Origin of the sequence: Bradyrhizobium sp. SRL28 (genome assembly GCF_018596315.1) — a bacterium.
Lineage (GTDB): Bacteria > Pseudomonadota > Alphaproteobacteria > Rhizobiales > Xanthobacteraceae > Bradyrhizobium.
Genome location: NZ_JAHEAG010000006.1, coordinates 136,637 through 160,728, shown reverse-complemented (window position 1 = coordinate 160,728; position 24,092 = coordinate 136,637). Strand labels below are relative to the sequence as shown.

Annotated in this window: 22 protein-coding genes, 1 tRNA gene and 1 pseudogene; 8 read left to right on the top strand and 16 right to left on the bottom strand. The window is 63.2% G+C overall.

All coding sequences use genetic code 11. From position 1 onward, the window contains the following. Window positions 1–51 precede the first annotated feature (51 nt). The gene (locus KIP88_RS16435) at window positions 52–852 is read right to left on the bottom strand and encodes an enoyl-CoA hydratase-related protein (protein ID WP_214488969.1); all 801 of its coding nucleotides are present in this window, start codon (window positions 850–852) and stop codon (window positions 52–54) included. 76 nt (window positions 853–928) lie between these two features. Beyond that, a complete protein-coding gene (locus tag KIP88_RS16430) occupies window positions 929–2,302 on the bottom strand; it encodes a Spy/CpxP family protein refolding chaperone (RefSeq protein WP_214488968.1) in 1,374 nt (457 codons plus the stop codon). A gap of 206 nt (window positions 2,303–2,508) precedes the next feature. On the opposite strand from KIP88_RS16430, the gene KIP88_RS16425 reads away from it, so the two are divergent. Continuing rightward, window positions 2,509–3,483 (top strand): ketopantoate reductase family protein, encoded by a 975-nt coding sequence (locus KIP88_RS16425; RefSeq protein ID WP_214488967.1) that lies wholly within the window; start codon window positions 2,509–2,511, stop codon window positions 3,481–3,483. A 23-nt stretch (window positions 3,484–3,506) separates the two neighbouring features. Here KIP88_RS16425 and bioB read toward each other — a convergent pair whose 3' ends face one another. Beyond that, complete coding sequence (gene bioB, locus KIP88_RS16420) at window positions 3,507–4,487, bottom strand: biotin synthase BioB (RefSeq protein ID WP_214488966.1); 981 nt, start codon at window positions 4,485–4,487, stop codon at window positions 3,507–3,509. 183 nt (window positions 4,488–4,670) lie between these two features. Between bioB and KIP88_RS16415 the strand changes: the two genes are divergently transcribed. Continuing rightward, window positions 4,671–5,453, top strand: a complete 783-nt coding sequence (locus tag KIP88_RS16415; RefSeq protein WP_214488965.1) for an SDR family oxidoreductase — start codon at window positions 4,671–4,673, stop codon at window positions 5,451–5,453. Here the strand turns inward: KIP88_RS16415 and KIP88_RS16410 are convergent. Together KIP88_RS16410 and KIP88_RS16405 are read right to left on the bottom strand one after the other, a co-directional pair. Further along, window positions 5,445–6,179 carry an aspartate/glutamate racemase family protein gene (locus tag KIP88_RS16410; RefSeq protein ID WP_214488964.1) on the bottom strand — a complete coding sequence of 245 codons (735 nt, stop codon included), beginning with the start codon at window positions 6,177–6,179 and terminating at the stop codon, window positions 5,445–5,447. The two genes, KIP88_RS16415 and KIP88_RS16410, sit on opposite strands and share 9 nt — an antisense overlap. 205 nt (window positions 6,180–6,384) lie before the next feature. Beyond that, entirely contained in the window at window positions 6,385–7,068 is a 684-nt protein-coding gene (locus tag KIP88_RS16405) for an alpha/beta family hydrolase (protein ID WP_214488963.1), read from the bottom strand. Window positions 7,069–7,305: 237 nt separating this feature from the next. Here KIP88_RS16405 and KIP88_RS16400 point away from each other — a divergent pair, with 237 nt between their 5' ends. Then, a complete protein-coding gene (locus tag KIP88_RS16400; protein ID WP_214488962.1) occupies window positions 7,306–9,153 on the top strand; it encodes a di-heme-cytochrome C peroxidase in 1,848 nt (615 codons plus the stop codon). A 92-nt stretch (window positions 9,154–9,245) separates the two neighbouring features. Here KIP88_RS16400 and KIP88_RS16395 read toward each other — a convergent pair whose 3' ends face one another. The 3 genes and pseudogenes from KIP88_RS16395 to KIP88_RS16385 all read right to left on the bottom strand — a co-directional run bounded on the left by KIP88_RS16395 (window position 9,246) and on the right by KIP88_RS16385 (window position 13,163). Continuing rightward, entirely contained in the window at window positions 9,246–9,488 is a 243-nt protein-coding gene (locus KIP88_RS16395) for a hypothetical protein (protein WP_214488961.1), read from the bottom strand. A 105-nt stretch (window positions 9,489–9,593) separates the two neighbouring features. Then, complete coding sequence (locus KIP88_RS16390) at window positions 9,594–10,793, bottom strand: PepSY-associated TM helix domain-containing protein (RefSeq protein ID WP_374226474.1); 1,200 nt, start codon at window positions 10,791–10,793, stop codon at window positions 9,594–9,596. 151 nt (window positions 10,794–10,944) lie between these two features. Beyond that, window positions 10,945–13,163, bottom strand: a pseudogene (locus KIP88_RS16385) (TonB-dependent siderophore receptor). Window positions 13,164–13,594: 431 nt separating this feature from the next. Here KIP88_RS16385 and KIP88_RS16380 point away from each other — a divergent pair. Both KIP88_RS16380 and KIP88_RS16375 read left to right on the top strand, forming a co-directional pair. After that, the gene (locus KIP88_RS16380) at window positions 13,595–14,557 is read left to right on the top strand and encodes an alpha/beta hydrolase (RefSeq protein ID WP_214488960.1); all 963 of its coding nucleotides are present in this window, start codon (window positions 13,595–13,597) and stop codon (window positions 14,555–14,557) included. 63 nt (window positions 14,558–14,620) lie between these two features. After that, the gene (locus KIP88_RS16375; RefSeq protein WP_214488959.1) at window positions 14,621–14,929 is read left to right on the top strand and encodes a TetR/AcrR family transcriptional regulator C-terminal domain-containing protein; all 309 of its coding nucleotides are present in this window, start codon (window positions 14,621–14,623) and stop codon (window positions 14,927–14,929) included. Here the strand turns inward: KIP88_RS16375 and KIP88_RS16370 are convergent. Then, on the bottom strand, window positions 14,914–16,011 hold the full coding sequence (locus tag KIP88_RS16370; RefSeq protein WP_214488958.1) for a DUF2252 family protein: 1,098 nt from the start codon (window positions 16,009–16,011) through the stop codon (window positions 14,914–14,916). The two genes, KIP88_RS16375 and KIP88_RS16370, sit on opposite strands and share 16 nt — an antisense overlap. A gap of 436 nt (window positions 16,012–16,447) precedes the next feature. Between KIP88_RS16370 and KIP88_RS16365 the strand changes: the two genes are divergently transcribed. Next, a complete protein-coding gene (locus KIP88_RS16365) occupies window positions 16,448–17,041 on the top strand; it encodes a putative glycolipid-binding domain-containing protein (protein ID WP_214488957.1) in 594 nt (197 codons plus the stop codon). A gap of 139 nt (window positions 17,042–17,180) precedes the next feature. On the opposite strand, the gene KIP88_RS16360 is transcribed toward KIP88_RS16365, so the two are convergent. From KIP88_RS16360 to KIP88_RS16340, 5 genes are all read right to left on the bottom strand, one after another. Further along, window positions 17,181–17,705, bottom strand: coding sequence for a hypothetical protein (locus tag KIP88_RS16360; RefSeq protein ID WP_214488956.1), 525 nt, complete (start codon window positions 17,703–17,705; stop codon window positions 17,181–17,183). A 178-nt stretch (window positions 17,706–17,883) separates the two neighbouring features. Further along, window positions 17,884–17,960: transfer RNA gene (locus KIP88_RS16355), tRNA-Arg, on the bottom strand. A gap of 298 nt (window positions 17,961–18,258) precedes the next feature. Then, entirely contained in the window at window positions 18,259–19,218 is a 960-nt protein-coding gene (locus KIP88_RS16350) for a tripartite tricarboxylate transporter substrate binding protein (RefSeq protein ID WP_214488955.1), read from the bottom strand. A gap of 57 nt (window positions 19,219–19,275) precedes the next feature. Continuing rightward, window positions 19,276–19,641, bottom strand: a complete 366-nt coding sequence (locus KIP88_RS16345; RefSeq protein WP_214488954.1) for a dimethylsulfonioproprionate lyase family protein — start codon at window positions 19,639–19,641, stop codon at window positions 19,276–19,278. Between the two features lie 45 nt (window positions 19,642–19,686). Next, window positions 19,687–20,325, bottom strand: coding sequence for an RraA family protein (locus KIP88_RS16340; protein ID WP_214488953.1), 639 nt, complete (start codon window positions 20,323–20,325; stop codon window positions 19,687–19,689). A gap of 394 nt (window positions 20,326–20,719) precedes the next feature. On the opposite strand from KIP88_RS16340, the gene KIP88_RS16335 reads away from it, so the two are divergent. Next, the gene (locus KIP88_RS16335; RefSeq protein ID WP_249790828.1) at window positions 20,720–21,676 is read left to right on the top strand and encodes a helix-turn-helix domain-containing protein; all 957 of its coding nucleotides are present in this window, start codon (window positions 20,720–20,722) and stop codon (window positions 21,674–21,676) included. 267 nt (window positions 21,677–21,943) lie between these two features. Continuing rightward, entirely contained in the window at window positions 21,944–22,585 is a 642-nt protein-coding gene (locus KIP88_RS16330) for a hypothetical protein (protein ID WP_214488952.1), read from the top strand. 208 nt (window positions 22,586–22,793) lie between these two features. Here the strand turns inward: KIP88_RS16330 and KIP88_RS16325 are convergent, their stop codons facing one another. Both KIP88_RS16325 and KIP88_RS16320 read right to left on the bottom strand, forming a co-directional pair. After that, the gene (locus tag KIP88_RS16325; RefSeq protein ID WP_214488951.1) at window positions 22,794–22,991 is read right to left on the bottom strand and encodes a hypothetical protein; all 198 of its coding nucleotides are present in this window, start codon (window positions 22,989–22,991) and stop codon (window positions 22,794–22,796) included. A 68-nt stretch (window positions 22,992–23,059) separates the two neighbouring features. Continuing rightward, window positions 23,060–24,064, bottom strand: a complete 1,005-nt coding sequence (locus KIP88_RS16320; RefSeq protein ID WP_214488950.1) for a 2-dehydropantoate 2-reductase — start codon at window positions 24,062–24,064, stop codon at window positions 23,060–23,062. Window positions 24,065–24,092: the final 28 nt, after the last annotated feature.

Genomic DNA, 24,092 nt, shown 5'->3' with positions numbered 1-24,092 from the left:
AAATCTCATACTCCTGTAGCCGTCATCATATAGCGCGATGGAGCGAGACGCTCATGCACCACGCCCCCAATTCGCCGCCCGCTTCTCCGCAAACGACGCCAGCCCCTCCGACGCCTCCTTGGTCTGTCGCCGAGCGGAATGCATCTTCACCAGCCGCGCATAGGCCTCGTCTTCGACCGCCATGCCGCCGACCGAACTCTCCATGGCCAATGCCTTGGTTTCAGCCATTGCCTGCGGACCATTGGCAAGCAGTTGCTCGACGACCTTCGCCCCTGCCGCCTCCAGTTCGGCCAGCGGCACCACCTCATGCACCAGCCCGATACGCCGGGCCTCTTCCGCGCCAAACCGTTCGCCGGTCAGCGCGTAGCGGCGGACCTGGCGGACGCCGATGGCGTCGCAGAGCTGCGGGATGATGATGGCAGCCGTCAGGCCCCAGCGCACTTCGGTGATCGAGAACATCGCATTGTCGGCGGCGATCACAACGTCACACGCCGAGATCACGCCGGTGCCGCCGCCGAAACAGCCGCCCTGAACCAGCGCCACCGTCGGGATCGGCAGCGTGTTCAGCCGCTGCACGGCCTCGAACGTCGCTCGCGACACCGCCTCATTTTCTTCCGCCGATTTCGGCCGCACGCCGTTGATCCATTTCAAATCGGCGCCGGCCTGGAAATGCTTGCCGTTGCCCTTGAGGACCACGACGCGGAGGCCCGGCCTCTTGCCGAGTTCGTCCATCGCCGAGAGCACGCCGTTGATGAGCCCGGCGTCATAGGCATTGTTGACCTCGGGACGGTTCAACGTGACCGTGGCGACGCCGCGCGCGTCGAGATCCCACAAAACCGGATTGGCAGTCATTCGGCGACCCCTTTGTTCGGCATTTTGTTATGCCGGACAATAGGCCGGGATCGCAGGTGTTGTCACCGCCGCCGATTTACCGGCGGCCACGCCGCTGCATCATGTCTGCCCGATCGGCGAAGGAGGTCCGCCTTGGGCCGATCGCCTCGAACTGGGCTTTCTGCTCGTCGGTCAACATCACATAGAAATCATCGAGCGCCGTGCGCACCTGCTTGACCGCCTGCAGCATGGTGTCCAGCCGCTCGCCGGCCGCGGCGAGCCGCGCCGACGGTGTGGCTGCTTCCTCGGGCCGGCACGATGTGGCCAGCATGTCGGCCGCCTTTGCGCTGGCGTTCTGCAGGGCGGTAAGGCCGGTGCGTTGCGCATCGGTCGGATGTAACCTTGCCTCGACCTCCTCGGTCGGCCATCGCAAGCTCGATGATTGCGTGATGTCACAGGGCCGCGCGTACGACCTGTTACGGCGTCGCTCGGTTTTCCTCTCCTGATCCTCGGCGACCGCGTTCAGCCGCGCTTTCTGCTCGTCGTTCAGGAGGCCGTAAAACTTGTCCAGCGCCGGCTGCACGGTCGCGACACCTGATATCATCGCCTCGATGCGTTGCTGCATCGACGCAAGCCGGCCGGACGCCGTCAATGCGATCGAGGTCGGACACGCCGCCTTGATCTTCTGTGCCGCCGTCACCGACGCATTGGCGAGATCATCGAGGGCTGCGCGCTGCACCTCGGTCGGTTCGATCGCCTGCGCGATCAGGTCGATAGGCAGCCCGGCAATTTCGCGGCTGTCCTCGCCGCATAGTAGCGCCAGCCGGCCTGGCCCGCCGCCGGGTGAACCGCGCGGCGGCAGGTAGCCCGCAAGTCCCTGATAGTCATAGGGGCCAAACAGGCCGGCATAAATGTCGTCATAGCCATAGTACCAGAACGGCGATCCGACATTCGGTCCCCACAGCGTGTAGTCGTAGAGGTCGTAATAGGCGAACGGCCAGAACAGCGGCCCGACCCAGCCGTAGCCGCCATTGCCGTGCCGCCACCAGCCGCCGCCTCTGGACCGTCCGTATTGCCATCCGGCGAGCGCCGCGCCCGCGGTCACGCTGGCTCGTACAGCGGGACGATGTAGCGCTGCGGTATGGCGATAGCTGCGGGCGAGCGCGCGCGAGTTCAGCGCCCGGCCACTCCCGGCAAAGTTCATGCGATGCGCGGAGAACGAACGGTGTGTTGAGAATGAACGGTGTCCGGAGAACGAACGGAAATGCGCCGCCCTGCCGTGAAAATGCCCGCCGCCGTGATGCCGGCCGCCGAAATGGTGACCGTGACCGTGACCACCGCCGCGATGACCGCCGCCATGATGACCGCCGCCGTGACCGCCTCCATGGCCACCTTTCGCGATCGCAAAGTCCGCCACGGACAGCACCGTTGCGAAGACAATCGCGGCAATTCCCAGTGCGATCTTTGACATGGCACGTCCCATCATGGCCGCACGTCCCATTGTCGCTATGCCTAGAGCTTGACGGCACGCTGATGAACGTTGACTGAACGGCAAGGTTCCCACACGACCAAGCCCGCGCCCTCCGCAACCCGCCCCGTGCGGCGGACCGGTTGCGCCAAATCAAGGCTTGTGAAAACTAGCAACGGCCTCTCCCTCTCAGCAGGATTTCTTAACCCATGCGGATTTGCGTTTTCGGTGCGGGCGCCGTCGGAAGCCATTTTGCCGTGCGGCTCGCACTGGCAGGACATGACGTTTCCTGCGTGATGCGGGGTGCGCATCTGGATGCCGTGAACGCCAACGGGCTGACGCTGCGAGTCGGAAATGGCGAGTTCAAGGCGAAGGTAAGGGCATCCAGCGATCCCGCCACGCTGGGCCGGCAGGACGTCGTCATCTCCACGCTGAAGGCCACGAGCCTCGCCAGCCTCGCTGACGGGCTGCAGCCGTTGCTCGGCGAGCATACCGCCGTGGTGTTCGCGCAGAACGGCATTCCCTGGTGGTACGATATCGGGCTCGCGCCGGGGCATCCGCCGGTGCCGGATCTGGCCTTCCTCGATCCCGGCGGACGCCTGCGGGCCGCCATCCCGAAACAGCTTATTGTCGGCGGCGTCGTGTTTTCGTCCAACGAAGTCGTCGCCCCCGGCGTGGTGGCAAACCTTTCGCCCGAGCGCAACCGGCTCCTGATCGGCGAATGCGACGACCGCCAAAGCGAGCGGGTCGCGCGGCTGCGTGCGGCGCTGCACGACGCTTCGATCGAGGCGCCCGAGGTGACGCATATCCGGGAGACGATCTGGTCAAAACTCCTGACCAACATGTCGATGTCGGTGCTGTGCCTGCTGACCGGACAGACCGCGCGCGGCGTGCGCGACGATCCTGATCTCGCCGAAATCGTGCCGCGGCTGCTCGACGAGGCCAACAGCGTGGCGCAGAGCTGCTTTCCCGAGGTGAAGCGCGTGACGCGCTCCGGCCCCGCGCCGGACCACAAGCCGTCGATCCTGCAGGATTACGAACTCGGCCGCGCCATGGAGATCGACGTGCTGGTCCACGCGCCTGCCGCATTCGCGCGCGCGGCACGACTTTCGACGCCGATGCTCGACATGATGGCGGCGCTTGCCATCCGCCAGGCGCGCGACCAGGGGCTCTATCAGGGCTGAAGGCCGGGCGGTCCCAAACCCGGTCAGAGCGCCTGCAGTCCCAGCCGCCGAAACAGCTTCCGGTCGGCCTCGTCCTCCGGATTGCCGGCCGTCAGCAAGGTGTCGCCGACGAAGATCGAGTTTGCCCCTGCAAAGAAGCAGAGCGCCTGCATCTCGTCGGTCATGGCCGAGCGGCCCGCCGACAGGCGGACGTATGATTTCGGCATCATGATGCGCGCCAGCGCAACGATCCGGACAAACTCGATTGGCGCGATCGGTTCCGCTTTGGCGAGCGGCGTCCCGGCGATCGGAATCAGCATGTTGATCGGAACGCTTTCCGGCGGCTCGGCCAGGTTCGCCAGCGTGACCAGCATTTCGACGCGGTCGGCTTCTTCCTCGCCCATGCCGAGGATGCCGCCGCAACACACTTTCATGCCGGATTGCCGGACATTCTCCAGCGTGTCGAGACGATCGGCAAAATTGCGCGTCGAGATCACCTGCGGGTAATAGCGCGCCGACGTATCGATATTGTGGTTGTAGTAATCGAGCCCCGCCGCGCTGAGGCGATCCGACTGGTCGCGGTCCAGCATTCCCAGCGTCATGCAGGTCTCGAGCCCGAGCGCCTTCACCGCGCCAACCATTTCGACGATGGCATCCATGTCTCGCGGCTTCGGATTGCGCCATGCCGCGCCCATGCAGTAGCGCGTCGCGCCGCCAGCTTTGGCTTTGCGTGCCTCGGCGACGACCTTTTCGACTTCCATCAGCTTCGAGGCGGCAAGACCCGTCGAATGATGCGAGGACTGGCTGCAATAGCCGCAATCTTCCGGGCAGCCGCCGGTCTTGATATTGAGCAGCTTGCTGAGCTGCACGCGGTTGGGATCGAAATGCCGGCGATGAATGGTTTGCGCCTCGAACAACAGATCGTTGAACGGCAGCCGGTAGAGCGACCACGCCGCCTCGCTCGTCCACTCCGCAGCGTCCGCAAGCGGCGCCGTCACAGCCAACTCATCCCGCACTTCGAGCATCCTTCAATTCTCCCGATCCTGATTGCCCCGCGCGGCCGTCATCGCACGCTGGCGAAGCTGATACCAGCGGCGTGCGCTGTGGCTGCAAAAAATTGATCGCCGGCGCAAACCGGCATTGACCGCGCAGCGCAGCTCGTATCACTCTCGCCCCGCTCAAGAAAAAGAAACAAGCGGGAACCGAACATGCATGTCAAAGGAAAGGTCTGCGTCGTCACGGGAGCTGCGAGCGGCATCGGCGAGGCGGTGGCGCGCGCCTATGCGGAGGCCGGCGCGCGCGGCGTCGTCATAGCCGACCTCAAGACCTCGCGCGACAGACTGGCGAAGGTGGCGGGCGATATCGACGGATTGCCGATCACGGCCGATGTCGGACTGGAAGAAGACATCAAGGCGCTGATCGCCGCGGCTGAGGACAAGTATGGCCCGGTCGACGTTTTCTTTTCCAATGCCGGCCTCTCGCGCAAGGGACAGGAGACCGCCTCCGATGCCGATTGGGACGTAAGCTGGCGCGTTCATGTCATGAGCCATGTGTTCGCGGCGCGTGCGCTGGTGCCGGGCATGCTCGCGCGCGGATCCGGCTATCTGCTCAACACCGCTTCCGCGGCCGGCCTGCTGGCGTCGCTGAACTCGATGCCTTATGGCGTGACGAAAAATGCGGCGGTGGCGCTCGCCGAACATCTCGCCATTCAATATGGCGACCGCGGCATCCGCGTCTCCGTGCTCTGCCCGCAATCGGTGCAGACAGGCATGACGACGCCTGGCCCCAGCGCGGCAAGGGTCGACGGCGTGCTGCAGCCGCCGGAGGTGGCGCGCATGGTGATCGAGGCGATGGCGGAAGAACGCTTTCTCATTCTGTCGCACCCGCAGGTCGCCGAATACATGCAGCGCAAGGCGTCCAGCCGCGACCGCTGGCTCACCGGCATGCGCCGGCTGCGCGACAAGATCTACGGCGCGCCGCAATCATCGTGACGTCTTCGGCGCAAACGGCGCCAATATGCCGTCGTATTTCTTGACGCCCGGCGAGGCATACGATCCGCGCCGGGACGTCGTGAGTTTCAACCCCGCCAGCGCCTCGGCCTGTTTGACCGCGGCCGCGACCCCATCGACGACAGGCACGCCGAATTTCCGCGACAGTTTCTGTGGGAGGTCGGCCATGCCGGCGCAGCCCAGCACGATCGCCTCAGCGCCCTTCTCAAGCGCGCGCGCAATCTCGGCCTCAAGCTTCGCTTCCGCACCCGAGCCGGGCTTGTCGAGATCGAGCACCGCGACGTCGCAGGCGGTGACTTGCGCCCTTTCCGCAAAACCATAGCGTCGTACCAATTCCTCGAGCGGCACGATCGAGCGCGGCAGCGTGGTGACGACGGCGATGCGCTTTGCGATCTGGCCAGCCGTCACCAGCGCCGCCTCGCAAATGCCGACCACAGGAAAGCGCGCAGCGGTCCGGGCGGCGTCCAGCCCGGTGTCGTCGAAGCAGGCAACGATCGCCGCATCGGCGTCCGGCGCATTCAACAGCGCCTGGATCAGGCCGGGCACGGCGAACGCCTCGTCGTAATATCCCTCGATCGATACGGGTCCCATCGACGACGTAACGGCGAAGATTTCGGTGCCGGGGCCAGCGACGGCGCGCGCGGCGGCGCCAATCGTTTCGGTCATCGAGGCGGTTGTGTTCGGATTGACGATCAGGATTTTTGTCATGGACGTATCGTAATGGGTATCGAGCGCAGCGCAAAGTCTATCATCCGTCGTCCCGGCCAAGCGAAGCGCGAGCCGGGACCCATAACCACAGGATTTAGTTGTTTGGGCAAAGCGATTGCCACAGCGCTTCACAATGGCCGCCGCGGCGTATGGGTCCCTGCTCCCGTGCGCAATCGCGCACTAGGCAGGGACGACGTCGGAGAGCTTAGCCCACCACCTCGTCGACCCACGCCGCGAACGCATCCAGCGCCTCACCCATCACCTCGCGACCATTCCGCCCCGAACTCTTCAGCACGTGAAAGGAATGATCCGCACCATCCAGCAATCGCAACGTTGCCCATGATTCCAGGCCTTTCACGACAGGCTCGAGCAGACTCAATTCCGCCAGCGCATCGCGCGTGCCCTGCAGGAACAGCATCGGGATTTTGACATCGGCGAGATGCTTGGCGCGGTCGCTGGAAGGTTTTCCGGCCGGATGCAGCGGAAAACCGAGAAACGCTAGCCCGCGAACGCCGACTAGAGGTGAAAGCGCCTGTGCCTGCGACGTCATTCGCCCGCCGAACGATCGGCCGCCCGCGATCAGCGGCAGCGCGGGACAGCACCGCGCGGCTTCCGCCACCGCCGCCCGCACCGCGGCGTGTGCGACCTTGGGCGCATCGGGTCGCTTGCTGCCTTTCTCCATATATGGAAACTGATAGCGCAGCGACGCAATGCCGCGCTCGGCCAGGCCAGCCGCAACAATTTCCATCGACGCATGGGTCATGCCGGCGCCGGCCCCATGCGCGAACACGTAACACGCGCGGGATTTCGGCGATCGCACCACCAGCCCGGAAACCGCCTCATCGGGGCTGATCTCAATTCTGAGCGATTCCGCCGCTTCTGTCTTCATGTGATCTATCCGACACTTTGCTGCAAGATCGGGACTCTATACTGGAAAAGCCCGGCGAGAGATGAACCGACCGAAATCACCCCAAGCCCGAGGGATCGGATTTATGGACAGGCCTATAGCGCCACTATAAGGTGGTATCATATTCAACCGCACGCCGAGGGTGATTCGCCTTCCGGCGTTTTTTGATAACAGACCGATATTGCGCGCAACCGACGCGGTTTTAAAAAGGGGCAGGCCATGCGTGGCAAGAGGATTGCGAAAATTGTGATCGCGCTGGCGATCGTCGGCATCGCTTACACCGCCTTCAAGGACGATATCGCCAAGCTCTGGCAAGATCTGCATGTGAAGATCGTAGAGCATCCGACGCCGAAGAAAACCGTCTGGCTCGACCAGGGCATCAGCAAAGACAAACTGAGCTGGTTCTATCACGCCGACCAGGGAACGCGGACCTTCGGCTTCCCCTATGAGTGGTTCATGGCACTGGAGCAGCCGACGATTTCATGGCTGCCGTTCACCAAGGTCGGCCTCTTCAGCGACACAGCCTATCTCGACCGCTATGGCTTCATCCCGGATACCATCATCCCCGGCAAGGAGGCGCTTCCGATCGGGTTCGCGAAAGGCACCCCGATGCTCGATTCCACGGGCGCGGTATGGCGTAACCCGCGCACCAAGAAGGAGATGATCGGTGTCGGCCTGACCTGCGCGGCCTGCCACACCGGCAGCTTCACCTACAAGGACACCGCCGTCGTCATCGACGGCGGACCGGCGCTCACCAATCTCTTCGCGATGAAGCAGGGCATGGGCATCTCGCTCTTGCTGACGCGCTACTGGCCCGGCCGGTTCGACCGCTTCGCCGAGCGCATCCTGGGACCGGACGCCACCCTCGACGACCGCGAAACGCTGAAGAACCAACTCGACCAGACTCTCAATCAGTACAAGCAGGTCAAGAACCTGGAAGAGCGCGTCGCCTCGCAAAGCATCCAGGAAGGTTACGGACGGCTGGACGCCCTCAACCGGATCGGCAACCAGGTGTTTTCAATCGACCTGAAGAAGCCGGAAAACTACGCCGGCTCCTCCGCGCCGGTGCACTACCCGCGGATCTGGAACACGCCGTGGTTCGACTGGGTGCAGTATAACGGCTCCATCATGCAGCCGATGGTGCGCAACGCCGGCGAGTCACTCGGCGTGTCGGCGGAGCTCAATCTGACCGATCCGTCGAAGGGACTGTATAAATCGAGCGTGGACGTCGATCAGCTGTTCAAGATGGAGCAGATGATCAAGGGTGACACGCAGCCGAACGCCAAGACTGGTTTTCCGGGCCTGCAATCTCCGAAATGGCCAGCCGATATTCTCCCGCCGATCGATCAGAAGCTGGCCGACAAGGGCGCCGAACTCTACAAGAACCATTGCCAGGAATGTCACCGCCCGCCGGTGACCAGCGGGGCGTTCTACGATTTCAACAACAAGGACTGGTGGACCAGGAACGAGGCCGGCGAGGCGATCCTCAAGGTCGAAAATATTCCGATCTCGCATATCGGAACCGATCCCGCGCAGGCGGCAGACATGCTGGCCCGGACGGTCGCGGTGCCCGAAAACCTCGGGATCAAGAGCAGCAGTTTTGCGTTCGCGCTGGGCGAACTGGTCGAGAAAACCGTCAACACCATCTACGACCAGAGGAAGCCGCCCGCGAGCCCCGCGGAGCGGAAGCGGATCGACGGATATATGCCGAACGAACTCCGGGGTGAGCTTGCCTACAAGGTTCGTCCGCTCAACGGCGTATGGGCGACGCCGCCCTATCTGCACAACGGTTCGGTGCCGACCATCGACGATCTGCTCGGGGATCCCGAGAAACGGCCGTCGACATTCTATCTCGGCAGCCGCGAATACGACCCCGTAAAGCTCGGTTACAAGACCGACCCGATCACCAACGGTTTCGTATTCGACACCTCCATTCGCGGAAACTCGAACAGAGGCCACGAATTCAGGAAGGACTATAACAAGGACAAGGAAATCAAAGGCGTCATCGGGCCGGAGCTATCGGCGGACGATCGAAAGGCGCTGATCGAATACCTCAAGACGCTCTGAGGTCATTCGCACATAGCCACGGCCGGGCTCCACCCGGCCGCACGCTTTTTCCGACGCGGCTTGCGTTACAGATGGATCAGGCGGCGCGCGCTTTACCGGCTGGCGACCAGCCGCAGATGCGGCTTGATCGTCTCTTCCAGTTCGACCTTGAGCTGGTGCACGCGCGGATCGCCTGAGCGCGCCGCGCACACCGAATACTGGCTGACCGAGCACGCCAGCGCGCGCCGTTCTTCGGGCGTCCGCGTCACCTGCGGGCTGGACAGCCTCAACACCATCCCGCCGAGTTGCACCAGCATTTCGTCGAGCGCCCGATCCACTCCGGCAATTTGATTCATGGCAGCACTCCTCTGGTAAGGAGTAATGAGCGGCGCGGGCGGCCGTTCCCCGCGCGCGCCGTTTACGGATAACAAGAAGTAAACGGAGCACAACTGCTGCGCGCTTCATTCGCCCGGAACCAGGCTCCCGACCGTCGGCCGCGACATACGCCGATGCTTTCGGCGCGAAAGATACAGCATGAAGCCGGTAACCATGAACAGCGGCATCAGGGCTGCGGCCACCATGAACAGCAGCTGGCCCGGCCAGCCAAATATGCTGCCGCGGTGAATATCCAGCACACTCGCTAGGATCCGCTCGCCGACTGATTTGTCCGCGTAGATCTCCGACGAAACCACCCTGCCGGTGACGGCATCGATTCGGAATTCGTCCCGCGCACCATCGTGCGACGCATCCCGCGCCCAGGATCGGATTCGCACGACCGTACCCGCGGCCGGCAGCGTCAGTTGCGCCGTTGCGAAGCGGCTGCCCTGTTCGTGCAGGAAAGCCGACCAGGCGCGGTCGAGCGCAAGCGGTGCGGCCTCGGCTGCGCCCGTGCCGGTGCCCCGTGGCGATTTCGGTTGCATCTTCGGCTGCATCGGTGCTGCGACGACCGAGGGGCGCGACAATAGCCAGGTGGCGCCGTTCTTGTACCAATCGAACGAATACCACAGGCCGGTGAGCGCCATCACCAGGTAGATCACGAGCACCCAGGTGCCAACGACGGAATGCAGCGACCAGTGGAAGCCGCGACCGCGCAGTGCCAGATTCGGCTTTAGCCACATTTTCATGCTGCCGGCGCGGCGCGGCCATCGCAGCACGATTCCGGAGATCAGCATCACGATCAGGCCGATCGCCACCACGCCGGTGATCTGCCGTCCATAACCATTGGCATCGCCGGGCAGCAGCAGCCAGCGATGCAGCTTGCGCACGGTGGCGAAAAAGTACTCGCCTCGTGGGCTGCCGAGTACGCGCGCATCATACGGATCGACATAGACCGAGGACGGCCGCGAGCCGCCCTCGTTGCGGGCAAACCTGATGCGCACCGCCGTGGACGGATCACTTGCCATCGTCACGGCCGAAACCTTGCCAAGATCGTGAGCGGCCTGCAGTCGCGCGATCAGCCCATGCGGCGTCAGCATCGGCGTGGAGCGGGCCTCGACTCGCATGATCCCGGCATTCAGGCTGGCCCCGATTTCATCCTCGAAGCTCATCGTCGCCCCGGTCATCCCGATCAAGGTCAGCACCAACGCAAGCGCAAGGCCAATGATGGAATGGACCTGCAACAGGGCGGCCTTGATCGAGTGCTTGTTCATAGGGGGAAACATGTCGCGGGGATCGGCGCTGGAATCGACGAGGCTTGTCGCAATCGCCGCCTATTCAACGGGGTTATCAGGACAATACCGAAGAGATGTTCGTCCTGCTACCCAACCGGGGCTCACGCTGTTTGTAATCGTTCTATGTTGGGTGTACGTGCTCTCAGAACTTCACCGTCGCCGACAGCGACACCCGTCGCGCGTCGCCCATTGCGACGTTCAGATTGTTCACGGCGGAGGGATAGTAGATGGTGTCGAACAGGTTCTTGACGTTCAGTTGATAGATCACCGGCAGGGTCTGGTATTTGGTCTCGTAAGTCGCGAACGCGTCCGCGACGACGTAAGAAGGCAGGACGAAGGTGTTCGCCGCATCGCCTGGCCGGTCGCCTACATAGTGTGCACCGGCGCCGATCCGAGTCGGCCCGGCAAAGCCGTGCCGAAGTCGTAGACCAAATAAAGCGAGGCTGTGTTCAGCGCGACGTTCTGCAGCGCTTTGCCGGTCAGGACCGGGTCCTCGGTTACCCGCGCGTCGGTATAGCCGTAGCTGCCGATCATGCTCCAGTTGTCGGTCAGCTTTCCGGTGACGTCGATCTCGAGACCGCGCGAGCGGACCTTGCCGGCGGTGCGAAACTCGGTCAGGCCGGTGGCGGTGTTGAGCTGCGACACCAGCACGTTCTTCTTGTCGATGTCATAGAGCGCCATCGTGCCGGAGAGCCGCTTGTTGATATCGAACTTGACGCCGGTCTCCCACTGCACGCCCTCTTCGGGCGCGATGTTGGAGCCGACCACGACGCCACCGGTGAGCGGCGCGATCGTCGAGGTTGGCTTCAGCGACTGCGTATAGCTCGCGTAGAGGGAGACCTCGTCGGTGAGCTTGAGGATGGCGCCCCCGAGCGGCAGCGCCTTGTCGCCGGAGAGATCGGTGTTGGCCTTGAATGGCCGCCCGCGCCCCGCCAGTTGTTCGTATTCCATGTAGCGCACGCCGCCGACCAGCGCGAAGCGGTCGGTCAGATGAAGCGTGTCCTGGAAAAACAGCGACCGGGTGCCGAGCTTGTCGGTCTGGTCGCTGTCGGTGGCTGACACCGTCGTGCCCGGCTGGAGCAGGCCATAGACTGGATTGTAGATGTTGAACACGTTGGGGGTCGCCTGCCGGATCAGGTCCTTGCGGTAGATCGTGCGATACTGGGCGTCGCCACCAAACAACACGTCGTTGCGCATACCACCGAGCCAGAATCCGCCCTGCAGATAGGACGTGCCGTAACTGACGTTGCTGAGTGAGCCCCTGGTGCCGTCATTGCTCCGGGTCACGATACCGGTGACGGGGTTGACCGCGGTGATGCGCAGCTGGTTGGCGCTGAAGCTTTCGGTGTTGTAGCTGTAGGCCGCAAACAGCTTCCAGTCTTCGTTGAGCCGGTGATCGACCGAGGCCTGCATCAGGTCGGACGTCCCCCACATATTGTTGTAGGGCTCGTCAAGCCGGCGCGTCGCCGGTACAGCAAGCGGCTTGTTGGTGCGGGAGTCGAGCGCGGTGCCGCGGTCGAACGGAGAAATAAAATCGCGGTGCTCATAGTTGAGCTGGACCGTGGTGTTTTCGCCATACCAGGCCAGCGACGGCGCGATCAGCGTTTCGCGGCGTTGCCCGAAATTGCGCCAGTAGTCCTCGTTGACGCCATAGGCGATGAAGCGATAGGCCAGCCCGTCCTTGCCGATCGGACCGGTGATATCGAACATCCCGTCCGCGCCGCTCTTGCCGCCGCCATAGGTCGAGCCAAGCAGGGTGACCGAACCGTGCTGATAGAGCTCGGGACGCTTGCTGATCGTGTTGACGATGCCGCCGGGATCCATGATGCCATAGAGCAGCGAAGCAGGCCCTTTCAGCACCTCCACGCTTTCGACCGCGGGATTGAAGCTGCGGCCCTGAACCAGCGGCATGCCGTTGCGCATGATCGAGCCGTCACGGTTATCGCCAAAGCCACGCCTGATGACGGCGTCCTGGGTGCCGGCCAGCGTGTTGGTCTGGGTGATGCCGCTGACATTGACGAGCGCGTCATCGATGTTGCGCGGCAGTTGATCCTTCAGCACCTGCTCCGGCACGACGTTGACGACTTGCGAGGTGTCGAGCGGCGATGCGCCGGTGCGCAGCGTGGTCGGGCTTGGCATCGCGCGATAGCCAAGCTTGGCTTCATATTGAGCGGCCGCTGCAGCGGCAGCGCGTTCTGACTGACTTGGCTGTGCAGGCGTCGCATTTCGATTTCGCTGGCGCGCTGCTGCAGCCTGGGTCCGCTGCGCAGAAGTGCCCGCTGGGCGAACGAGCTTCCGTCTTTGCGTCGGCGATTCGACTGTCACCGCCGGCAGTACAGCGCTCGATTGCGCATTCGCCATTGTCGTCGAGAAGGATAGATCAACCAGCAGGAATACCGCACCGATAAATAAATGCGCGTGGCGCTTGTCGTTTCGATTTCGATGGTCCTCTACGAGCCGGCAATCAGCACTGGTCGTCACTTCACTTCCACTTCACAGAACAGGATTCACGGGGCCGCATCTAGCAGCCTCAGCGAATGAATAGAACAGCGCGGGAATTGAATCTCTCTAAGGACCACCGCGCTTCGCGTCAGCATCTGCAAGTCTGGCATCGCGATGCATCTGTAAGAGGCAACTGCAGCAAAATCAGACAATGCGGCTGCCGTGCATCTGCTTGCAGGGCAGCCATCAATTGAAGGAAATTGGCTCGTCTACCCGACAGGACGCCGCGATTGCGTCGGCCGCGCTCGTTACCTATGCTGCCGCCTTGTTCCGTAACGAGGCGCCCCCGCATGATTCCACCGCTCGATCCCGTCGTCGCCCGGATCATTCCGCTGCTGCCGCTGCGCGATGCCGCGACGATGACGCCGCAAAGCGCGCGCGAGGCGCTACGCGCGCTGGCAGCCGCGCGCGCGGCCGTGCCGCCGCCGCCGGTGATGAGCGCGGAGGACATCAAGGTGAAAGGCGCCGCCGGATTCCTCAACGCGCGGGCCTACCGGAACTCCAGCGAGAAATCCCCAACTGTCGTGTTCTTCCACGGCGGCGGCTGGGTCGCCGGCGATCTCGACACCCATGACCGGCAGGCGCGCTGGCTTGCGATCGAGACCGGCGCGGTCGTCGTCTCGGTCGATTATCGCCGCCCGCCCGAGGTGCGGTTTCCCGGCGCCTTTGAGGATGCCTTCGCGGCCACACGGGACGTCATCGCCCGCATCGCCGAATTCGGCGGCGACGAGCGGCGCGTCGGCGTCGCCGGTGACAGCGCGGGAGGAAATCTCGCGGCCACCACCGCGATCGCCTGCCGCGACGCCGACATCAAACTGGCGGCGCAATTGCTGGTCTACCCCGTCACCGACGTCGCCGGAAACTTCGCGGACGCCAAAGAGAACGCACGCTTTCCCTCGCGCAGCGAAAACGCGGAAGGCTATTTCCTCACCCGCGCCACCATGGAATGGTTTTGCGGCCATTACCTCGCCGACAAGACCCACGGCACCGACTGGCGCGTGTCGCCGTTGCGCGCCAAGAATCTCACCGGCCTCGCGCCGGCGATCGTCGCGACCGCCTGGTTCGATCCGCTCCGCGACGAGGGCAAGGCCTACGCCGACGCGCTTGCCGCCGCTGGCGTTCCGACCAGCTATTACGACGGCCTCGGCCTGATCCACGGTTATTTCGGCCTCGGCGAAGCTTCCGAGACCGCCAGGCACGAAGCGCAACGCGCCCGCGCGGGTTTCAAGGCGTTGCTCGACAAGGGTACGTGAGAGGCGCCTTAGCCGCGCGCCTCCGGCTCTTCGTTGCCATCCGGCTTCCGGCGCAGCGCCAGGATGACGCCGTGCGCCGTTTCGATATCCCACGCGCCAAAGGTGGCGCAGGCGCTGGATACGATCGCGCGCAAGCCGACGCGTGATGCGCTGCGCGCGATCATGGCGAATGCGAAATCAGCCGGGATTCTCTCTGGCGATCCCGACGCGATGACCGAAAAATTTCTGGGGCTAGTCTGGGGCGACCTGATGACCGGCCTGCTGCTTCAGGCGGCGAGTCGTCCGACGGCTGCCGAAATCGCGCGCCGGGCGCGCGAGGCAACGGTCGCGTTCCTCAAGATCTATCCGGAGCCCGCTCAGGACCGTGCTTGATCGGATCTTTCGGCCTTGCGGAATTCGCACCACGCCTCGTAATCCTCGTGAACGGCATCCGCGGCATCCTTCGCCGCCACGTGGAGCCAGTTCTCACCGCGCTTCTCCAGGTCGGCGATGATTTTTTCGGACGCGCCTCGTGTCGCGGCGTGGATCGCTCCGATGTCGAATCCCATCGCCTCGAGCAGATCAAGCTTCAGTTCCGCGCCAACGAGATCTTCAAGATCGATCTTGCGTGCATCAGGGGCAATTCGCCGGATGATGAAGCGATGCTTCAACGCGAGATGCGGATCGGGGGCCCGAAAACGTCCCTGCGCCAGGTCGAGAAAGCGCGGCTTTCCCTCGATGCGATGTGCCCAGTCCCAGGCAGACGGCACGAGTGCCTTGGCTTCTCTCACGATCCATCCGCCGCACCATTCGGCGATGACGACGAAGCGGGGACGCCCCAGCCCGCCGCCGCCTGCCGTGCGCGAGGCAAAGCGAACGACCGAGGCGTCCTCCGGCAGCCTCGATCGGAGCGCCGCAGCAACGCGCGCAGGCGGCGTCGCATCCGGATAGTCCTTCACCTTCTTCCAGAAGTTTCGCCGTTGTTTTTTGGTGGATGCAACATATTCCCGCATCCAGGACTCGCTCTCATCCAGGAGTGCTGGGCCTGCGTGCGCGAGCCCATCGCCATAGCCCTTGAGAATTGCCTTTGCGGCGTCTCCATTGGCGACCTTGACGTTCGGTGCCAATCGCGCGCTCGTCGCAAGGCGCACGAGATCGAACGGATATGGAATGATGGCGGCCTCGTCGAAATCATTGATGCCCCAGACGAGGCGCCCCTCCGCGTCGCGCCAGGTCCCGAAGTTCTCGGTGTGCGCGTCTCCCACCGACAAGACGCGCGGGACGTCGTTCGGCTGCGGACATAGTTTCTCGATACGCTTGGCCCAGCGGAAGAACGTCGCGCGCAGGAAGATGAACGGGCTCTCCTCCATTCGTTCGTGCTTCTCTTCGAGATCGGGCTCGACGACCTTGCATTCACGCTCGCATTCACGGCGGAGCCACGCCTCAAAGGCGGTGTTGTCCTGCACGAATGTCATTTCTTCAACCACGGAATTCGATTGAACAATCAACAACGGGATCAAAACAGGAAGCGGCTTCCAAGCCTAACGCCGGGAATGATAGGAGCAAGCAGGCCACAATGCAAACAGAGATTGCATCGACGCCGGCTAAACGCAGGGCGAGCCCGAAGAGGCCGAGAGCGAGCGTGACGGGCACAAACCGCTCCGGCGCGAGCGAGGTTGTGCGGCTGTGCGTGGTGACAATCTATAGATCACTGATTGAAGGTCTAAACGCGCCCGGTTAGCCCCGCTGACCGCCTTGACCGATCCCTGGAGCGCGACTCCGGATTCGGGGAACGGGTCGGAGGATCTGCGCAACCCTTCGAACACGTGCGCGTGTTCGATCCGCGGGCGGCGTAACGCATGATCCTTGCCTCCGTAGAACAAAGGTTGGGGGAAAAGAAGGAGACTTGCCATGAGCACATCCGTCCTGTTTTGGCGCCGGACCGATATCGAGGGCCTCGAACGCCTGGAACTGGCAATCGAGCCTGACCAGGTCACGGCCACCGCCACCACGATCTGCGTCGAAGCCGGAGGCTATCGCATCGACCATCGCTGGCAGCTCGATTCCGAATGGCGCGCGCTGACCGTCACCGTGGAGCGCTGGAACGCGCACGGCCATGGTCTCCTGCATCTGGAACGCGCCGGAACCGGCTGGCGGGTCGACGGCGTGCTGCGGCCGGACCTCGAAGGCGCCGAAGAGCCGGACTTGTCGATCACGCCATTCTGCAACACCTTCCCGATCCGCAGGACGCCCCTTGGCGCAGGAGCAAGCCTGCCGCTTGATACCGCCTACATCGATGGGCCGGCGCTGACGGTGGCGCGGTCGCGCCAGCGCTACGACCGGCAAGGCCCCGGACGAGTACGCTACGTCGATCTTGGGCTATCGTTCGGCTTTGAAGCGGATCTGGTGGTCGACGATACCGGACTGGTGCTGCATTACGAGCACCTGTTCGAGCGGGTCCCGCCGACCGCTGACATGCGCGCGTCGCGAAGGCGTGACGCATGAATGATTTAGTATGTGCGATTGACGCTAACGTTCGCGAACGGAATGGCCTTCTCGCGCGACGCGATGACGATCGGCGTGCCGGGCAAATCCACGTACAGGGCAAGTCGCGATCGACCAATCGGAAAGATACGGTGAATGATCAGGCGGTTCGCGAAAAGAAGGAACCTGGATCGAGCGGACCCTTTTTGGCCCGTTCCTCAAGCCACGCGTCTTGAGAAAGGGCGGTGTCCGCTTTCAGAAGTTCAAGTATCGGCGCCTTCGTGAATGCAGCGGTCAGCATGCCGCCGACCGGATCCTGCTCATCCTTCATCACGGCACCATAACCTTGCAACACAGCCTTGATCCGGTTGGCACGGTCCTCGGCGAGATCGGGGCCAACCCTTTTATCGCCGGCAAAATACTCGTCGGCGATCTCAACCGCACCGGTATTATAGGTCCGCGCGATGACCTTGCCGTTGACCTTGATTTCAGTGTGGATGTTCTTGGTCTGATTGTCGGCGCGGCCGGAGCCGCCCGGCGGACCGAGTTCTGCGCTCGACGCAAACGCCTGAGCCGGACTAATCACAGGGTGCGCCGCCAGCCATGCGGCTTTCATGTCCTCCGGCGACGTCTTTTGCGGCTCGATTGTCGCGATCATGCGAGGCTTAAAATCCGGCATCTCCATTAGAGGCGCCGACATTCCAGTCTGCCGAGACGATATCAATCCTGACGAGAGTGCGCCGATCATTTGCGCCTTCTATGGTTGTGCTTTCTAGGCACTCATCTCTCCGCTAGAGACGAAAAGAAAAAGTTAATCTTCCCGGGAAATGCCCATCTTTATTTGGGTTGTTGGATTCTGAAACTGGCGATCCCGGCATGACTCGAACATGCGACCTACGGTTTAGGAAACCGTCGCTCTATCCGGCTGAGCTACGGGACCGCGAACCCGCTTGCGTGGCAGGTACTTGGAAACTTCATATCAAAGGGCGCGTGTCATCGCCAGCCCTCCGTGACCCGCCTCTTCGGTCGCACGGAAGCCCGGTTCCGGGTCGAAAGATTGTGAAGACAGGATCACAAAAGCCAAAAAGGAGCCGTCCATCGACGGCTCCAGTTGCAGCTTGTTCAGCCCTGTGTACCGCCGCTAGTTGTTTGCGGCCATGCCGGTTCAGCATAGTGCTGATCCGGCCCGCGCCATGTTGCCGCGGCAACACAGCCGGGGAGCGTCAGGATTTCCGCCGCTACGCCTTGATGTTGTTCTCGCGAACGACCTGGCCCCAGATGCTGACCTGCTTGGCGAAGAAGGTCGAGAACTCCTTGCCGTCGGCGAGCAGCAGCGTCATCTGCTGCGTCTCGCGCAGTTGCGACGCCACGGCCGGCTCGCTCAGAATCTCCTTCACTGATTTGGCCATGCTGGCGATGATGTCGGGCGGCGTGTCCTTGGGCGCGAAAACGCCCCACCATGCCAGCGTCTCGAAATCGGGGAAGCCTGCCTCGATCGCGGTCTGCGTGTCCTTGAGTACGGGCATCCGCTCGCGTCCCATCTGCAGGATGGGACGCAGCATGTTGGTGCCCAGCTGCGCCGTGATCAGCGCGGCCGATCCCACGATCATATCGACATGGCCGCCGAGCACGTCGTTCATCGCCGGGCCGCCGCCACGGTAGGGCACATGCGTGATCTCGACGCCCGCCTTCTTGCCGAGCACCGTCATCGCCAGATGACCGAGCGTGCCGATGCCGACGGAGGCGTATTTCACCGCGCCGGGGTTTGCCTTGCACGCCGCGACGACGTCGGCAAAGGTCTTGTACGGCCGCTCGGCATTCGCGGCGACGACGTAAGGCGCGGTGCCGACCAGGAACACCGGCACCAGATCCTTCTCGACGTCGACACCTGGCTTTTCGAGGATCGAGGGGATGACCGCGTGCGAGTCGAAGGTCACCAGGAACGTCGCGCCGTCAGGCGCGCTTTTCGCGACCTGTATGGCGCCGAGCGAGCCGGCCGCGCCGGATTTGTTCTCCACCAGCACGGTGCGGCCGAGCTTCGTCTGCAGATGGGACTGCAGCAGCCGCGCCAGCGCGTCGGTGGAGCCGCCCGGCGGGAACGGCACCACCAGCGTCATGTTCTTTGCCGGCTGCGCCAGCGCCGGCGTGACAGCGAACGCGGCCGACGCCGCAAGCAAATTGCGTCTGGTAATCTTCACCTGAACTCTCCTCCCATTGTCGCTGCGATCTTTTGTTTTTTTGTTCGCAGACTTTAGCTAGCCGAAGCCGGACCCGGCCTTTTTGTACTCGGGCCGCGGCGGGCTGAAGATGTCAAGCACACGGGCACCTTCCGGTCCAGCCCGCATGGTGTGCGGCACGTTCCCCGGCGTGCGCCAGAAATCGCCCTTCTTCACCGGAATTTCCTCACCGCCCTGAACCCGGATGGCCGAGCCGTCGAGCAGCACGCCCCATTGTTCCTCGGGGTGATGATGCAGGGTGCCTTGCGCGTGCGGCGCCAGCATCACCACCGACAGCATCGCGTGCTCGCCGGAGAAGATTCGCGTCGTGACCCCGGACGCGAGTTCGCGAAACAGGCCGTCGGCTGGATTATCCAGATTGTGAAATTCGTCCTTCTGACTCATCGTTCCTCCTCAAGCGCCCGTGGCGCATCGATCAAGACTTATCCCTCAAGATTTGCCGTAGCTGCCCTGGTAGCGGCCTTCGCGGATCGCGAGAAGCGTATCCTCCTCGCGCGCGATCTGGGCGCGGACCGCCTCCAGCACCGTGGCTGCGATCGCGGCGGGAAATGACACCACGCCATCCTCGTCGCCGACCACGATGTCGCCGGGGGAGATCACCGAGCCGCCGATCGAAACCGGCACGTTGATCTCGCCGGGGCCGCTCTTGTAGGGCCCGCGGTGGATCGCCGCACGGGCAAAGCAGGGAAAGTCGGATGCGGCGAATGAAGCGACGTCGCGGATGGCGCCGTCGATGACATAGCCCGCGGCACCCCTGTACTCGGCGATGTTCTTCATGATCTCGCCGACCAGCGCCCGCGTCTCGTCGCCACCGCCATCGACCACGATGACGTCGCCCGGTCCAACCAGTTCCAGCGCCCGGTGGATTGCAAGATTGTCGCCGGGCCGCGTGCGCACAGTGAACGCGACGCCCACCAGCTTGCTGCCGCGATGGAACGGCCGCAGGCCTACGGCGCCCGGCAGCCGGGCAAGGTTGTCGCTGATCACGGAGGTCGGCGCGCCCCTGAACGCCTCGATCAGGTCAGGTGCGGGCTTCGGCACGCTCGTCATGGCCGTGGTGATGCTCATGCAGACTGTTTCCCCATGGTGATTGTGCTGGATTTTTCTGTCATTTCGCCCGCCGACGCAACATCGACAGCCGACGCCGCGGTGAGTGAGGTCACCTGCATGGCGCAACACCATGAAGTCCTCCCTTGCCGCAAAACAAATAGCATTCCGCAGGAGCAGCTATAATGGATTTGCAACACAAGCAGCACCTCTACGGTGCTCAATCAGCAGGTCCTACCCGGCTAAGCCCTTCGAACTCGGCAGTTTTCCGACCGCGCCCGGCACCGAATGGGCGCCCGTCGTTGACCCGCGGCGTGAAACCGCACTTGCTCGGCCACACGTGTTAACACGGGTTTAACCAGACCCATTCGACGTTAATATCCGAATTCGAAGATTCGCACGGCAGTTGCCCCAGATGCTGTTTCAGAAGCTTTCGCCTTCACCGGCGCTTTCGATAGTTCAGTTTTCCGACATCGACGCCTTCCGGCCGGTCGAGTTCGTCGCGGACGCACGCAGCGTCCCGCTGAATCTCGCCAATTTCCATACCGCGCGCGCGGCGGTGCAGTTGCCGTTCTGCCAGATCGCCGTGCTCACCTCGTTTCCCCGCATCGTCGATGTCAGCTACCGCGCGGCGCATGGCGTCGTCATCTTCCAGATGGAGGACGACTACGACGTATCCGTGAACGGCATGTCCGTGAACCGTCCGGCCTTCATCGGCATGCGCGGCAATCTGGATTTGCAATTCGTTGAGCCCCGCGGATCGCTGCACGCGATCATCACCCTCGGCGCCGGCCTGCAGGATCGGGAATGGTTCGATACGCCGGACGAGCTTTGCCTGTTCACACCGGACGCCGACGCGCTGGCGACGGTCAGATCCGTCACGACAGGCATTTTGCAGACGGCTTCCGCCAGACCCGATCTGTTGCAGGAGCCGCGCTCGGCGCTTGCCCTCCAGGAAAGCCTGCTGCTCGCCATCGACGAGATGTTCCACAGCGGCCGAACGCCGGAGTTGGCTGGCCGGCTTGCCAGCAGGAGCTATTGCCGCCTCGTTCGCACGATCGACGAGTATGTCGCCTTTCACGCCGCCTCTGCGATCTACAGCGCCGACCTCGCCGAGCAATGCGGCGTGTCGGTCAGAACGCTGGGCACGGCGGTGGCGAGCGTTCGCGGCATGAGCCTGCATCGCTATTTGCGCCTCAAGCAGCTTTGGTCTGCCCGCACACAACTCGGGAAAGGCTCCGACGCCATCACCGTGACGTCGTGCGCCCGCGCCAACGGGTTCCATCACATGGGCGAGTTTGCAAGACTCTATCGCGCAACGTTCCATGAAACGGCATCGCGAACATTGGCCCGCGCGCGCGGAACGGACTGATTCTTGCCACAATGTGGCGCGCTTATTCGCTCGCCTTCAGATGGTGCGCTTAGAATCGCTGCAGCACGGTGTACGCAGCGTAGTTTGCCGTTGAATTTCCTCAATTACTTTCAACGACATAGCGCTGTGTTCCATCGGTCACATCCAAGGGATAAGGTCACAACGACAGCGGGAAAATCGTGCAGTTTCGGGGTGACAGCGCTGCCAAAATGATGACAATCGACTCAATCAAAGTTCCCTAGAGAATTCGACTGGAGCCTACCGTCCGTGATCGCCTCACGTGCATCTTCGTTTGTTGTTGCCACCATCGGGAGCCTCGTCGTGCTGGCCCCGGTGCGCTGCGACGCGCAGTGGTGGCGCAGCGCACCTGTCGATTTCGAATCCTGCGCCGATGTGGCCGAGAAGGCGAAGACCAAGGAAGAAAAGACGGCGAAGCTCGCCGAATGCAACGCGAAGTACGCCGGCCGCCGCAAGCCCGGCGGCGGCTACACCTATTACGATTTCATGCAGGACCGGACCTTCGACATCGCAGGGCCCAACCCGACGCCGGAAGAGCAGAAGAGAATCGACGAGCAATATACCGCCTACCTCGAGCGCGAGCGGCGCAACCACATCGCCGCAGCGATGGCGGCCAAGCAGCAACAGCCAGAGCCGCCGCCGGCGCAGGAGTGGCAGCAGGTCTCGCTGCGCACCGAACCGACCCCTCCTGTGGTGGCTGAAACCGAAAAGGTGCCAGTGCCGGTGGCAAGTCCGGTCAAGCAGGCAGCACGCATCAGGGCTGCCCAATGCGCCAAGAACCAGTTCTCGTGTGAATGGCCGCGGCTTTCAGAGAAAGTCAACGAACTGAAAAAGCTGTTCAACCCACAGCAGCAGCAGCAACAACAGCAGGCCAAGCAGAAGAAGAGCTGACGCTTCTGTCGTCCCTGCGAACGCAGGGACCCATACACCGCGGCCGTTATGGAGGGCACGCGGCACGACGCCGTCGCTTCAGTAGCCCACAGCCCTGGTTGACTAACGGAGAGCGTCGGTCACCACGCTTCATCGATAGATCACGCGGTATGGGTCCCTGCGTTCGCAGGGACGACAGCGTAGGCGTGTTCACGTGGCGACATCCGCCTCAATGCGCGCGCGGCTTCTTGGCGCGACGCGGCTTGACGACCGGCGCTACGACCGCCCGTGACGCCGCCCGCTGCTCCTGCAATCTCGCCTCATAGCCCGGCGACGGCGTCGCCGTCGGCGGCACGGCGTGGGCAGGAACCAGTGATGCCCAACCGGCAAGGGCAATCGCGATCAGCGCCAGACCTGTCCGTTTCATTCGCTCCTCCGTCGCGCCCATTCCAGGATCCCGCCGGACCGGCGGCAATTCAAGGCAGTCGCATTCGCTCATCCCATGCGAACCTGCTCCGGCGTCAGGCCGGGCGAGCCCTTGGCGTCACGCTCGGCTTGCCGGATCAGTTCCACGATCCGGCGCGACAGCGGCACCTCCAGATGCCGCCGCTCGGCGATCCCGGTGATGACGCCCTGCAGATAATCGATCTCGGTGCGCCGGCCGTGTTTCAAATCTTCCCACATCGACGAGCGCGCCTCGGGATCGATCTTCATCGTCCGCCCCAGCAGCATCTCGAAAATCGGATCCGGCAGGCGCAACAGGGGCGGCAACCAGCTGAACGGGATCGGTGTCGGCGAGACCGGCTTGATGCCCTCGGCCCGGATCGCCGCCAGCCCCTCGGCGACCTGGTCGGCGAATAATCGCCGCCATGGTCGTTGCGCAAGCTGCCGACGCAGCGGCAGATCCGCCAGCGCATTGAGCGCGTTGTTGAGATTGAGCAGGAGTTTGCCCCATTGCACACCCTCAATGTTGTCGGTCGGCAGCATCTTCAGGCCCGGCACCGACAATTTTTCGGCCGTGCGCGCCTCGTCCTGCTCGATCACGATGTCGCCGGAAGTGGCGCGATGAAACCGCCCGTTGCCGAGCGCCATCACGTTGAACGCCACCATGCCGCCGAGCACGCGCCGCCCCGGCAGGCGATGACGGAGGACGGCGGCATTGCCGACGCCGTTTTGCAGGCTGACGATGACGGCATCTGATGGTGCATGCTTGGCAATGATGTCGGCCATAGCAGCGGTATCGGCGCTCTTGACCGTGACGAGCACGATGCCGGCGTTCTCAAAAACGGAAGGATTTTCCGACAATGCGAACCGATCGCGCGTGATGGTTTGGTCAAAACCTTCAAAGCTCGTCGGCCGCAGGCCGACTGCTTCGATTTCAGCGATCACGCGCGGACGCGCCAGCAGCGCGACGCGGCGGCCGCCGGCCGCCAGCATGCTACCGACGAAGCAGCCGATGCTGCCCGCCCCTGCAATACCGATCGTTTGGCCCGAAACCATTTCGCCACCAACACGTTGCACCGGGCTT